General features: G+C 64.1%; 11 protein-coding genes and 1 pseudogene. 7 read left to right on the top strand and 5 right to left on the bottom strand.

Translation table 11 applies throughout. The annotated features are described in order from the left end of the window. Nucleotides 1–5: 5 nt before the first annotated feature. A complete protein-coding gene (locus N7I30_RS12040; RefSeq protein WP_024350773.1) occupies nt 6–761 on the bottom strand; it encodes an SDR family NAD(P)-dependent oxidoreductase in 756 nt (251 codons plus the stop codon). A gap of 144 nt (nt 762–905) precedes the next feature. Between N7I30_RS12040 and N7I30_RS12035 the strand changes: the two genes are divergently transcribed. From N7I30_RS12035 to N7I30_RS12005, 7 genes and pseudogenes are all read left to right on the top strand, one after another. Further along, nucleotides 906–2,150, top strand: a complete 1,245-nt coding sequence (locus N7I30_RS12035) for an ABC transporter substrate-binding protein (protein WP_498639114.1) — start codon at nt 906–908, stop codon at nt 2,148–2,150. 67 nt (nt 2,151–2,217) lie between these two features. Beyond that, nucleotides 2,218–3,948 carry an ABC transporter permease gene (locus N7I30_RS12030; protein ID WP_498639112.1) on the top strand — a complete coding sequence of 577 codons (1,731 nt, stop codon included), beginning with the start codon at nt 2,218–2,220 and terminating at the stop codon, nt 3,946–3,948. After that, nucleotides 3,945–4,601 (top strand): ATP-binding cassette domain-containing protein, encoded by a 657-nt coding sequence (locus N7I30_RS12025; protein ID WP_498639110.1) that lies wholly within the window; start codon nt 3,945–3,947, stop codon nt 4,599–4,601. Before N7I30_RS12030 ends, N7I30_RS12025 begins: the two co-directional genes overlap by 4 nt. Beyond that, complete coding sequence (gene hrpB / locus N7I30_RS12020; RefSeq protein ID WP_498639108.1) at nt 4,598–7,084, top strand: ATP-dependent helicase HrpB; 2,487 nt, start codon at nt 4,598–4,600, stop codon at nt 7,082–7,084. The genes N7I30_RS12025 and hrpB overlap by 4 nt, the downstream gene beginning before the upstream one ends. 515 nt (nt 7,085–7,599) lie before the next feature. After that, complete coding sequence (locus N7I30_RS12015; RefSeq protein WP_498639107.1) at nt 7,600–8,415, top strand: N-acetylmuramidase domain-containing protein; 816 nt, start codon at nt 7,600–7,602, stop codon at nt 8,413–8,415. Between the two features lie 8 nt (nt 8,416–8,423). After that, nucleotides 8,424–9,944, top strand: coding sequence for a T6SS phospholipase effector Tle1-like catalytic domain-containing protein (locus N7I30_RS12010; RefSeq protein WP_498639105.1), 1,521 nt, complete (start codon nt 8,424–8,426; stop codon nt 9,942–9,944). Nucleotides 9,945–10,436: 492 nt separating this feature from the next. Then, nucleotides 10,437–10,831, top strand: a pseudogene (locus tag N7I30_RS12005) (IS3 family transposase); the annotation flags it as partial. A 26-nt stretch (nt 10,832–10,857) separates the two neighbouring features. On the opposite strand, the gene N7I30_RS12000 reads toward N7I30_RS12005, so the two are convergent. The 4 genes from N7I30_RS12000 to N7I30_RS11985 all read right to left on the bottom strand — a co-directional run bounded on the left by N7I30_RS12000 (nt 10,858) and on the right by N7I30_RS11985 (nt 13,455). After that, the gene (locus tag N7I30_RS12000; protein WP_498639521.1) at nt 10,858–10,989 is read right to left on the bottom strand and encodes a YHYH domain-containing protein; all 132 of its coding nucleotides are present in this window, start codon (nt 10,987–10,989) and stop codon (nt 10,858–10,860) included. Nucleotides 10,990–11,028: 39 nt separating this feature from the next. Continuing rightward, nucleotides 11,029–12,207 carry a hypothetical protein gene (locus N7I30_RS11995; protein ID WP_498639103.1) on the bottom strand — a complete coding sequence of 393 codons (1,179 nt, stop codon included), beginning with the start codon at nt 12,205–12,207 and terminating at the stop codon, nt 11,029–11,031. A 14-nt stretch (nt 12,208–12,221) separates the two neighbouring features. Further along, nucleotides 12,222–12,752, bottom strand: coding sequence for a hypothetical protein (locus N7I30_RS11990; RefSeq protein ID WP_498639101.1), 531 nt, complete (start codon nt 12,750–12,752; stop codon nt 12,222–12,224). A gap of 283 nt (nt 12,753–13,035) precedes the next feature. Beyond that, a complete protein-coding gene (locus N7I30_RS11985) occupies nt 13,036–13,455 on the bottom strand; it encodes a hypothetical protein (protein ID WP_498639099.1) in 420 nt (139 codons plus the stop codon). Nucleotides 13,456–13,565: the final 110 nt, after the last annotated feature.

The following is a 13,565-nucleotide window of genomic DNA, read 5'->3' as shown; positions in this document are numbered from 1 at the left end:
CGGCCTCAGACGTGCTGGCCGCCATTGATGTGCAGTTCGGAGCCGGTGACGTAGGACGCCTGCCCCGAACACAGGAAGTAGATCACGTCGGCGACCTCCGCGGTCTGGCCGAGGCGGCGCAGCGGGATGTCGTCGATCATCTTCTCGGTGCCCGGCGACAGGATCGCTGTCTCGATCTCGCCCGGCGCGATGGCGTTGACCCGGATGCCGGCCGGGCCGAAATCATGGGCCATCTCGCGGGTCAGCGAGTTCAGCGCCGCCTTCGAGGTGGCATAGGCCGTCCCGGCGAAGGGATGCACCCGTCCGCCGGCGATCGAGGTGATGTTGACGATCGAGCCCCGCGCCTTGGACAATTCCTTGAACAGGCCGCGGGCCAGCATGATCGGGGCGAAGAAGTTCACCTGGAACACGTCGCGCCAGGCATGCATGGGCGTGCGGATCGAATCCATCCGCGAGCCGCCCTCGCCCTTGGGCGAGATCGCCGCGTTGTTGACCAGCGCGTGCAGCTCCGAGCCGTTCGCCTCCAGCCGGCGCCGGATCTCCGACACGGCGAAGCCGACATCCTCCTGGTCCGACAGATCGACCCGGATGTGATCCTCCGGTCCGGCCGGCCAGGGGCAGTCGTCGGAGAAATCCTGACGCGAGCAGGTGATCACCCGCCAGCCTTCGCGGGAGAAGCGCTTTACGGTCGCGTGACCGATGCCCCGCGACGCGCCGGTCAGAACCAGCGTCTTGCGGTCGTCCTGCGGGGTGTCCGCCATTGGTAGAGGCCCTCTTCGAAACTCGAATTCCCGCGCCCGGCGATCACGGAATGATCAACTTGTCCGATGGCGCGCGACATGCGGTTGCTTCTAGCACGTTCGCCGATGCACATAGGCGATCCGGGAAGCGGAGACGAACAATTGATGGTGCGTGTCGGCAAAAATGCTCGTCTCGTCGCAAGACAGTGCGTCGCTGCTCTGGCGACGGCCCTGCTGCTGGCAGCGCCCGTCCGCGCCGCCGATCCCGATCCGTCCGACTGGCCAGCGGTCCTCGACGCCGCCGAGGGGCAGACCGTCTATTTCAACGCCTGGGGCGGCTCGCAGAACATCAATGATTACATCGGCTGGGTCGCCGACACGGTGAAGGACCGCTTCGGCGTCACTCTGCAGCACGTCAAGCTCGACGACACCGCCAACGCCGTGGCCGCCGTCGTTGCGGAAAAGGCGGCCGGCAAGGATACGGGCGGGTCGGTCGACCTCGTCTGGATCAATGGCGAGAACTTCGTCTCCATGCAGAAGCAAGGCCTCCTGGCCGAGGGCTTCGCCACCGCCCTGCCCAACTGGGAATTCGTCGATACCGACAATCCCAGCGTGACCACCGACTTCACCGTGCCGACCAAAGGCCAGGAATCGCCCTGGGGCGGCGCCAAGATGGTGTTCTTCGCCGATACCGCCCGCAGCGGCGCCATCGCCGACATGCCGCAGGACACCGATGCCTTGCTGGAATGGGCCAAGGCCCATCCCGGCCAGTTCTCCTATCCGGCGCCGCCGGACTTCATCGGCTCGAGCTTCCTGAAGCAGGTGCTGATCGAGCAGGCCCCCGACGCGTCCGTCCTGCAGGAGGCCGCGACCGACGCGAATTTCGCGGAAACGACGGCGCCTTTGTGGGCCTGGCTCGACGCGATCCGTCCGGTGCTCTGGCGTGAGGGCCGCGACTATCCGCAGAACTACCCGGCCATGAAGCAGCTTCTGGGCGACGGCGAACTCGGCATCATCTTCGCCTTCAACCCGTCCGAGGCCTCGGCCGGCATCGCCGCCGGCGAACTGCCGGACACGGTGCGCTCCTTCACCTTTCCCGGCGGCACGCTGGGCAACACCCATTTCGTCGCCATTCCGTACAATTCCTCGGCCAAGGCCGGGGCGATGGTGGTCGCCGACTTCCTGATCTCGCCGGAAGCGCAATTGCGCAAGGAAGACCCCGCCTATTGGGGCGACCCGACGGTTCTCGCCATGGACCGGCTGGATGCGGCCGATCGCGAGGCCTTCGCCGCCATCGACCGGGGCGTCGCCACGCTGCCCCCGTCCGAGCTCGGTCCGGTCCTGCCGGAACCCCACGCCTCCTGGATGACCCGCATCGAGGACGAGTGGAAGCGCCGCTACGGCGGCTGATGGCGCGCACGGATGCCCCTGCCCGGACGGCCGGTCCGCCTCAGACGGCGTCCGGCAGCCTGATCCCATGAGTGGCGACGTGCCCCCCTGCCGGATGTGTTTCACTGCGATCCTGCCGGCGCTTCTGGCGTTGCTCCTCGCCGCGCCCGTCGCCGTCGGGCTGGCCGGGGTGGCGCTGCCGGCCTTCGGCTATCTGCCGGCGCTCGGCGGCGACGCCTTTTCCCTCGCACCGCTGCGGGCGGTTCTGGCCGCGCCCGGCATCGGCGTTTCCGTCGGGCTCAGCTTTGCGGCCGGGCTCCTGACCACGGCCGTCTCGGTCGTCGGCGTCGCGCTGTTCCTCGCCGCCTTTTCCGGCAGCCGGGGCATGGTCGTGGTGCGGCAGGCGCTGGCGCCGCTTCTGGCCGTGCCGCATGCGGCGGCCGCCTTCGGCATTCTGTTCCTGATCGCGCCGTCCGGCCTTCTCTTCCGCCTCGCCGCGGTGCCGCTCGGCCTGGAGCGTCCGCCGGACCTCCTGATCGTCGGCGACCCGCTGGCCCTGTCGATGATGGCGGCGCTCGTCGCCAAGGAAATGCCCTTCCTCATGCTGGTCGCTTTCGCGGCCCTGCCGCAGGCCGATCCCGAGCGCCGACAGCGGCTCGGCCGTTCGCTCGGCTATGGGCGGATGGCCGCCTTTCTCCTCACCGTCTGGCCATCGGTCTACCGCCAGATCCGGCTGCCGGTCATCGCGGTCGCGGCCTTCGCCTCGGCCGTCGTCGACGTGGCGCTGATCCTCGGGCCCTCGACGCCGGCGCCGCTCGCCGTCCGGCTGATCGGCTGGATGAACGATCCCGATCTCGCCATGCGCTTTAAGGCTTCCGCCGGCGCGCTGGTGCAGCTGGTGGTGACGCTTGCCGTCATCCTCGCCTGGCTCGGCCTCGAGCGGGTCGGCGGCTGGCTCGTCCGCCGGGAAGCGGCCAAGGGCCGGCGCCATGCCTCCGACGCTCCCCTGCGCGCCCTCGCCGCCCTGCCGGTGCCGCTCGCCGCTCTTGCGGTGTTCGTCGGGCTTGCGCTCCTTCTCCTGTGGTCGGTCTCCGGCTTCTGGGGCTTTCCCGACCTCCTGCCGCCGACCCTCAATTTGCAGAGCTGGCGCCGCGCCGTCGACGCCGCCAGCGAGCCTCTGTGGACGAGCTTCGTCGTCGCGCTGGCCGCTGCGACCATCGCCCTCGGCCTCGTCGTCACACTCCTGGAAGCCCGTCGCCGGCGGTTCCCCGCCGCGCGTGCTGGCGAGATCCGCCTGCCCTCGGCCATTGCCGGCCTGATCTACCTGCCGCTGATCGTCCCCCAGATCGCCTTCGTCTTCGGCCTGCAGGTGCTGATCCTCGTGGCCGGCCTGACGCCGTCGGTGCCGTTGCTGGTCGCCGCCCATCTGATCTTCGTCGCGCCCTATGCGGCGCTGGCGCTGGCCGACCCCTGGTTTGCCCTCGATCCGCGCTACGAACGGGTCGCGGCCGGGCTCGGCCGGTCACGCCGGGCGATCTTCTTCCGCGTCCGCCTGCCGATGCTGACGGCGCCGATCCTGACCGCGCTGGCCATCGGATTTGCCGTCTCGATCGGCCAGTATCTGCCGACCGTGCTGATCGGCGCCGGCCGCCTGCCGACGATCACGACCGAGGCGGTGGCGCTGGCCGCCGGCGGCAATAGGCGGGTTATTGGCGCCTATGCTCTCCTGCAGACCGCGCTGCCCTTCCTCGCCTTCGCCGCCGCCAGCCTCGTGCCGGTCTTGCTTGCGCGCGGCCGTCGCGGCATGAGGGCGCCATGACCCCAGACGAAGGATTGCGCCTCGACGCGGTCGAGATCAGCCTTGGAACCCGCCGGCTTCTGACCCTCGACCGGCTGGTGCCGCCGGGCCAGACGCTCAGCGTCATGGGACCGTCCGGCTCGGGCAAGTCGACGCTGTTCGCGCTGATTGCCGGCTTCCTCGATCCGGCCTTCACCGCGACGGGGCGGGCGCTTCTCAACGGCCGCGACCTGACCGGCCTGCCGCCGGAGCGACGCCGGGTGGGCCTGCTGTTCCAGGACGCGTTGCTCTATCCGCACATGTCGGTCGGTGGCAATCTGCTCTTCGGCCTGTCCGCCCGGGTGAAGGGCCGCAGCCGTCGCCGCGCCGCGGCCGAGGCGATGCTGGAGCGCGTCGGCCTGCCGGGCCATCTCGACCGCGATCCGGCGACGCTCTCGGGTGGCCAGGCCGCTCGGGTGGCCCTTGCCCGCACACTGCTGGCCGACCCCGAGGCACTGCTTCTCGACGAGCCCTTTTCGCGGCTCGACACGGATCTGCGCCAGACCGTGCGGCAGCTGGTCTTCGACCTCGTCGCCGAGCGGCAGATCCCGGCCTTGCTCGTCACCCATGACCGGGCCGACGCCGAGGCCGCCGGCGGGCCGATCGTCGATCTCGGCGCGGGAGCCACCTTGTGACGCCCGCGCCTCTGCCCGATCTGCCGGTCAAGGACGTTCTCGGCGAATTGTCGGCGGCGATGGCGGCACGCGGCCGCGCCGTCCTCGTCGCGCCGCCCGGCGCGGGCAAGACGACGCTGGTGCCGCTCGCCTTCCTGGCTGAGCCATGGCTGGGCGACGGCAAGATCATCCTCGTCGAGCCCCGACGCCTTGCCGCCCGCGCCGCCGCCCGGCGCATGGCCGACCTTCTCGGCGAGGCGGTCGGCGACACGGTCGGCTGGCGCATGCGGCTCGATACCAAAGTCTCGCGCAGGACCCGCATCGAGGTCGTCACCGAAGGCGTCTTCACCCGCATGATCCTGTCCGACCCGGAGCTGACAGGCGTCTCCGCCGTCCTCTTCGACGAGTTCCATGAGCGCTCGCTGGACGGCGATTTCGGCCTGGCGCTCGCCATCGACGTCGCCTCGGCGCTGCGCGAGGATCTGAAGATCCTCGTCATGTCGGCAACGCTGGACGGCGCCCGCGTTGCGACGCTTCTGGGCGATGCGGCAGGCGACCCGGTCGCCGTCGTCGAAAGCCATGGCCGCGCCTTCCCGGTGACCCTGCGCTATTGCGACCGGCCGGGGACCGAGACGGTGGAAGATGCCGTCGTCGCCGCGATCCGCGCCGCGCTCACCGAGGAAAGCGGCAGCCTGCTGGTCTTCCTGCCCGGCCAGCGCGAGATCGAGCGGGTCGCCGAGCGCCTGCGGCCGCTGGTGGCCGAAACGGTCGATGTCGCGCCGCTCTACGGCGCCATGGAGGGCGCCGCCCAGGACCGTGCCGTGCGCCCCGCCCCCGAGGGACGCCGCAAGGTGGTGCTCGCCACCTCCATCGCCGAGACCTCGCTGACCATCGACGGCGTGTCGGTGATCGTCGATGCCGGGCTGCGCCGCCAGCCGGTCTTCGAGCCGGCGACGGGCCTGTCGCGACTGGAAACCGTACGCATCTCCAGGGCCGCGGCCGACCAGCGCGCCGGCCGCGCCGGACGCACTGCGCCGGGCACCGCGATCCGGCTGTGGCGAGAGGAGCAGACGGCGGCGCTCGCGCCCTTCGACCGACCGGAAATCCTCGCCACGGACCTCTCCGGTCTCGTCCTCGACTGCGCCGCCTGGGGCGTTGCCGAGCCGGCCGACCTCGCCTTTCTCAATCCGCCGCCCGGCCCCGCCGTCGCTGAGGCGCGCGCGCTCCTGACCGAGCTCGGCGCGCTCGACACCGACGGCCGGCTGACACCGACGGGCGAAGCCATGCGCGGCCTGCCGCTTCCGCCGCGGCTGGCCCATATGGTGGTGGCGGCCGGCGATACGGCCCGGCGCGACGCGGCGTTGCTGGCGGTGCTCCTGACCGAACGCGGCCTCGGCGGCACCGACATCGATCTCGGCGAACGCCTGCGCCGCTTGGCCGGCGACCGCTCGCCGCGCGCCAGGGCCGCTGCTGGTCTTGCCGGCCGGATCGCCAGCGATGCCAGGGCGACCGCGCCGCCGCGCTCAACGGAACCGGCGACCGAGCCCGGCGAATTGCTGGCCCTCGCCTATCCCGATCGCATCGCCATCGCCCGCGGGGCGCACGGCCATTTCGTCCTGGCCAATGGCCGCGGCGGCGTCGTGGATGCGGCCTCGAGCCTTGCCCGCGAACGCTTCCTCGTCATCGCCGAGCTCCAGGGCCAGGCCCGGGCCGGGCGCATTCTCTCGGCCGCGCGCCTGTCGTCCGAGGCGACGGACCGGCTCGTTGCCGACCGCGGCGTCAGCGAGGACGTCGTCACCTTCGACACCGCGTCCCGGCAGGTGCGCGCCCGCCGGGTGCGCCGGCTCGGCCGCGCCACCCTGTCCGAAGCGCCGCTGCCGACCCCGACAGGCGAGGCGACGATTCGCGCGCTGGCCGATGGCCTGCGCCGTCTCGGCTTCGCCGCCCTGCCGCTCGGCAAGGACAATGAGCGGCTGCTGCGCCGCCTGCGCTTCCTCGCCGCCGCCTATGGCCCGCCCTGGCCGGAGCTTTCCGACGCGGCGCTGCTCGCCGGCCTCGATGACTGGCTGATGCCCTATCTGCCGGGCGTCACCGGGCTGGCGCAGATCACGCCCGGGCAGATCTCCGAGGCGCTGCGCGGCCTCGTCCCGCCCGCGGCGGCCAACCGGCTGGAAGCGCTGGCGCCCTCCCATTACGAGGCGCCGACCGGCTCGCGCGTGCCGATCCGCTACGAGGCCGACCAGCCGGTGCTGGCGATCCGGGTGCAGGAGCTCTTCGGCCTGTCGCAGCATCCCACCATCGCCGATGGTCGCCTGAAGCTGACCGTCGAGCTTCTGTCGCCAGCCCATCGCCCGATCCAGATCACCCGCGACCTGCCGGGCTTCTGGGCCGGCTCCTGGTCCGACGTGCGCGCCGACCTGCGCGGCCGCTATCCCCGCCACGCCTGGCCGGAAGACCCGGCCAACGCACACCCCACCGCCCGCGCCAAGCCCCGCGGACAATAGGGGCCCGGCACGCTGCAGCCATCGCCGCGGCACCGCAGCAACCGGCAGGTGCACGACGCATCCGGCAGGCGGGAGGGGATGACGGCGACGCGCGGCGCTGTCCGGATCGCTTGATCAGCCGAAGTTCGTTCCCGGGCGGCGTTCAGCCTCCACCAGCACGCCATCGCTTCTTGCCGTGCGCCCCCGGATCGGTTAGGGAGATTTCGGTCATGCCGATCCGTTCGCCGGATCCCGCCCGCGACCCGGGCACCCGTAGCTCAGCTGGATAGAGCGCTGCCCTCCGAAACTTCCTACGGCACGCACGCCAACACGCGGAACTCTCTGTTTTTGCTAAGCGCAGGACTGATCTGCAGAACATAATTCGCTTCGCTGGCACACTGCCGGCACGGCAATGAAGCTCTCGATGATGCCGCTGGCGGCGATCTATTCTCGACGCGCTTCTCGCGAACTTCATTGACATCTAAATCCTTGCATCCGAAGGTAACCTTTACATTCCTTTCGGGTAAGGTTCGGGTATGTCAGACAATTCGATCTCCCACGGTCGTGCACTGTCACAGAACCGGTTTACCGAGGCTGCTGAGACGCTCGGTATCGATGCCGCAAAACTATGGGCTGTCATGGAGGTTGAAGCTAAACGGTGCGGCTTCCTTGACGATAGGCGGCCCGTAATTCTCTTTGAACGTCACAAGTTCCACCAGCGCACCGGTGGTAAACATACCCATTCTTATCCAGATATTAGCAGCAAAGACGCCGGAGGTTACGGTAGGGCTGGATCACACCAACATCTTCGCTTCGAACGAGCTGCGGGACTGGATCGGGCAGCAGCGATTTGGAGCACTTCGTGGGGTCTCGGTCAGGTGATGGGATTCAATGCGAAGGTCGCGGGATTTGCCGACGAAGAGACTATGGTTCGGGAGATGTGCGCCTCCGAAGACGCTCAACTCACCGGGCTGGTGAATTTCGTGAAGCACAATAATCTGGACCGCCCTCTCCGGGTCGGGGACTGGACATCCTTCGCTCGAGGTTATAACGGCCCGAAATACCACATTAATAAGTATGATGACCGTCTTAGAGGCGCTTATCTGAAATTCACGGCTGGCCCGATGCCAGATATGAAGGTTCGGGAAGCACAGATTCTCCTAACCTATCTGTCTCTAGATCCAGGTCTGATAGATGGGTGGCTCGGCCCGTCTACGCTCCGAGCATTGAACGAATACAAATCGTTCTTCCGACAGCCCTCTACCGAGACCTTGACAGATGACGATGTCGCCGAACTCCGAGAAGCGGCGCACGGAACTAACGGACGGAAACGTAAATCTCAGATAGCATAGGAACCTCAATGGCTAACATGGCGGTTTTCTGTGACGGAACCTGGAACACGCCGAATGACACGGACGGCGGTGTTCCATCGCCCACCAACGTCGTCAGGATGTATAACGCCCTGAGCGAATGCGATGCTGTCGGGGTCACGCAGAACAGATACTATCACCCAGGTGTTGGGACGGACGGCGGGCGGATCAACCGGCTGCTGGAGGGTGGCACTGGCAAGGGTCTCGACCGCAATATTATGAGCGCTTACAAGTGGGTTAGCACCCAATACGAAGCTGGTGACAAATTGTTTCTTCTCGGCTTTAGCCGCGGTGCATATACCGTGCGCAGCCTCGCAGGAATGATAACCCGGTGCGGGTTGCTTGACCTTGTCGGCTCAGATGATGAAACAGCCTGGGCATCCGTAGAAGCTGTTTTCGATTGCTACCGGCACAAGAAAACGCCGGTGCGGGCGCAGCGGCCGATCCGAATGGACGGCGCTCGAATCGAGATCGAGTTCCTTGGCGTATGGGACACTGTCGGTGCGCTGGGAATTCCGGATCACTTGGCGCTGCTCAACCTCGTGGACGATCTGCGCGAACATGATTTCCATGACACAGAACTTAGCGCTCAGGTGAGGCGTGCTCGGCATGCTGTGGCAATCGACGAACTACGGGAGAGTTTCGGCCCGACGCTTTGGTCGAACGCCGAGAGCCATCCAGATGCTAAAGAGGTGTGGTTTCCCGGAGTCCACTCGAACGTCGGTGGCGGCTACGGGCAGACGGGCTTGTCCGACGGACCGCTGCTATGGATGATCAAGCAGGCGCAGACCTCCGGCCTCAGCTTCCGCGAGAATGCGCTGAAGCACATCACTCCGAACTCAAGCTGCATCCTCCACAATTCCTGGACAGGCGTGTTTGAGAAGCTGAAGAGTCAACCTCGAAGCGCCCCCTTCATTCACCGGGAAAGCGTGGATGCCGGTAGGCTCCACGAGTCCGCTCTCACGCGTCAAAATGATCCGCCTCTCGATCAGCCCCCCTACTGGCCGACCGACTCGGTCGAGACAGCCGACGCCCGAGTGGTTGAGATTTACGCTCGCCAAATATGGAACGCTACCGGCCTGTATCTCAGAGCAGGTGTTCGCTACGAGCTAACTGCCGTAGGACAATGGATGGACGGCCCCATCAAATGCGGACCAGAGGGCACTGCGGACGGCCAGTTTCACATCGCCGAGGTTGCTCACCTCGCCGCTTCGGCCTGGGGGAAGGTGGAGACACTTTTTCAGGCCGCTACAGGAAATGATCGCGCCGATTTCTGGTTCACACGCCGTGAGGAAGCGCTTCCGTGGTTCTCGTTAGTGGGCGTTGTGGCCAACGGCTTCGTTGATAGCCGAGGTAACCGTATCAACAGTGAAACGTTTGCAATCGGCCAAAGCGCCGAGTTTGAACCCGCGCGGTCAGGGTATCTTTTTTGCTTCGCCAATGACGCCTGGAACGCTTATGAAAATAACAGGGGCGGCGTGACTTTGACGGTGCAGCGGCAGGACAACTGAATCTTTGTAATATTTCGGTGGCCATTCCTATTCTACAAGACCTTACGCCCGCCGAAGGCGGCGGGACATGGAAGTCAGTTCCGGCGAAATAGAGTTCAGCTGCGTCAAATGCTGCGCCGCTCAACGTAACACGCGCGGCCGAATGATTACTGAAACGTGACGAAATTCGCGCTGTTGCAATGCGAGGCCTGCCGTAGTGACAGACGCATGCACAGGCGCTTCAGCGCTTTTCGAAGCGGCAGGGGTCAGGGACGGCAGGAGGCGCAGATGATCGGATCCAGGCGCAGATCTCGCGCCAGAGTATGGACCGAACATAGCAAACCATGGCGCTCGAACCTTTAGATTTTTTCCTCTGCGCAAGCCCGATCGCACGCTCCTACAGATGCTCCCGCAACCTTTCGACCGAAATCGACATGGCTTGTTCGACACGACCTGCTTCATGAGACCGTCAGCTGGTCTGCCCCACGTGTCATCGTCCCTGAGGTGTGGTCTTTGAGCCATTGGCGGACCAGAGAATGCCAAAGAAGAAACAAGCCTGGAGAGATCTTCGCGAAGTTCCGGCACGTTGATGACCTGGTTGCGCAGGACCGGTCGGTTTCTGAGGCGGTGCGTGCGACCGGCATGACGCAGTTTCCGTATGATCGCTGGCGCCAGGAGTTCGGCCGTTTGAAGCTAATCCGAACGCTTTGCCTGGCTTGCTCTGGGCCACATCGCACGACGCAGCACAAGGTGCCGACCGGCCCAGACGACGAAGCGGCGCTGACCACCGATACCATCGCGCCCGCCGCCCAATACGACCGCTATGGCTACCGCCGGATTAGGGCGCTCCTGCATCCGGCCGATGGTCGGTCTACGTCGAAGGGGTAGAGCGGATCTGGCAACGGGAGGACCATTCATTGATTGGAGGACGTGCTTAGTGACAGTGGTAGCCGTGCTGCTCGTTGAAATGACATCCACGACTATCGGTGGGTCCAGGATGAGCCGCACTCGGCGCACTAGTTAAAACTACGATGCCGATCGCAAAGATCAGCCTCCAGTTCTTCATTCTCATGGCGACCAACTCCTTGCTCCTCTAGCGAATGGATTAGCGAACCATATAGCTTTCGATTTCGTTTAGAAAAACTAGGCTATCGCATAGATTCCTGGTGATACCGGCTTCTACCTTTTGACATCCTGCAGCGTTTTCCAATCTGGCAATTTCTTCATACGCATATGGATCTATCTCATGCAGCCTAAGAGACGTCTGGCGTTCCAGATAGTCACGAAGCATTTTTGGCCTCATTCCTCCAAACTGCTCATCAATCACTTCTGGCAAAAAGAAACGACGAGCGGGCCCATCTACGGTCATCAGCTGCCGAAAGCACCTTACCATCTCGTCCAATACAACCGATCGTGTAAGTCGAGATTTTTTCCTGAATTCATCATACTCCGTGTCCGGTAGGCCCGACAGTTCCTTATACAAATTATGCGCAGCAGGAAATCTCTCATTACAAAAAGGTGTTTTCTTTACGGAAAGCCGCCATACTCGACGAGGCAGCAGATACCTGGCGCCACGAAGTCTGCCATCCGAACTCAGTATTCGTTCCGAAATTTCCGAAAGACGCTCATCGCGGGAAAGACGAAATCGCGTGAGTAGAGCGAGCCTTGATGGGGCACGAGCAGGTAGGCCAAACCACTCCGTGTTGTCGACCAGCCAAGATACTGAATCTGCATAGACAGCAAGTGCGCGTCCTAGAGGTGGCGTCAACGGGATGTCGCTTTCTCTTGCGTCGCCCTGCAGATACGAGATAACGCCGTCCGAAAGCACGAATGCCTTTACCCAGTCAGCTTCGTATTGCAGAGCACTCATGTCCGCGTAGTAGGCATCGACTGCCGCCTTTTGCGGTTCGCCCAGTAGATGCAAATTCACTGGATATGTCGTCGCATCATTAGGTCGACGAGGCAGAGCTAAGGGTATTGATGGCGATATAGCAGCAACGCCATCAGGCTTCAGCAAGCGGAATTCCAAATTTGTGAGCGTTTCCTCCACGGTGCGTATCTGAGCGCGCCACAAGCGGTTGTCTGCGCGAAACTCTATCTTGCCGCCCTCATTCATCAAAGCGGCTTCTGGCTTAAGCTCCGGTGATAATTCTGATAGAATTCCGGCTGCGTCTTCAGTCCACTCTGGAATGAAATGGAGTTCCGTCGCTCCCCCATGCCATGGCACAACAACAAACAACGAGCATACGAAGCCAAACAACCCGGCTTTGGCGATATTTGTCATTTTTCGCACCTCTGTCACGATTTCTTTTGGACTAAGTAGGCCCCGGCTGCCGCAGCGAGAAAGCCAACCGAAATCGCCTTCACGGTCGCTAGCATGGCTATAAGCGAATCGATGTTACGGATATTTTCCGTCATTGACCCAGATAAGAGCGCCGCGAAGCCCCTTACCTCATGCGGCTTTAGCCCCATCAAGAAATCTAGTTCGTAGGATGAAATTAGAATTGAGAGAGTTGTTACAAGAATCACAATTCCCGGCGCACTTTTACCGCCGTAGGAAGTCGCCGCGATGGCTCCTGCAATAAGTGCGGGCAACGCAGCCCAGTATTGCGTAATAAAGCTAAAAGAACCGCTCTCTATCGATGCAACTCCGGCTAGCGCAAGGCTTACAGGACCCGGATCCTCCAGTCTTAGTATTACAAATATTTGAAATGCTACGGCAACAATCGAAGGCATCAGAAATGTTACTGTCGCGAGGGCGGCAGCTAGCCTCAATAACGATCTGTCCACGTCACGATCAACTGCAACCGGGCTCTGGGTAGATGACATTGTAGCATCCCACTTACGCAGCGTTCAGAAACCACTCCAAACCATTACCCTACAGGCAGTTATCGGCTGTTGCTAGCTGAGTCTGATAAATTTACCGGCTGAGGGCGGTATAGGAGCTGCCATTGCAGAGCAGCACTCTCTCAGCTGATCATCGCCGGGAATCCCTGCCAGCCAGACGTCCGCGACGTCGATTGATGAGATCCTGCTCGCGCCGATAGCGGATCGGCACAATCGCGGCACATCACCGCCGAAGGCGTGGAAAGACACGACCGAGCTACATGCGTCAGGCGCTTGCTGACGAGCCTGCGAGCAAGAAGGCCACGACGTTAAGCGCCGTCAGCGCCATCGCCTGACGATATGGGCCGCGCACGCCGGTGCGCTTTTCAAACCACCACGAGGACGCTGAAGTCGGCACGCCGAGCACCAAAGCCGCCACAGTCGCTGTGACGCAGGCCCAGAGCTCGCCATCCCAGATCGGACCGAGGGCGAGCACAACGACGACGGTTAAGGCCGCGCAGGCTGCCGCCATGGGGACGTAGACGGCGCGCAGCACGATCTGCATCGCAACCGTAGACTCCATCCCTTCTGCTTTGAGCGCCTTGTCGTGATGAACCGCCGGGGCTGGTCCAAAGGCGTATTTGGCAGCCATAGCCAGCACGCCTGCGGCCACGAGAAGATACAGCGCTACTCCGGAAACCAGCATCGCCCCCCCCCCGTCGTCTTCCCGAGCTCGAAGCTAGAGCAGATCCGGCCTATTCCGGTTCATAGCCGGCAGCGGCGAAATAGTTGGCGCATTCGTCTGGCTTGAAGAGC

Source organism: Aurantimonas litoralis (genome assembly GCF_026153195.1).
Classification (GTDB): domain Bacteria; phylum Pseudomonadota; class Alphaproteobacteria; order Rhizobiales; family Rhizobiaceae; genus Aurantimonas; species Aurantimonas coralicida.
Note: the sequence above shows the minus strand (reverse complement) of the source record. Positions and strands in the feature narration are given on the sequence as shown.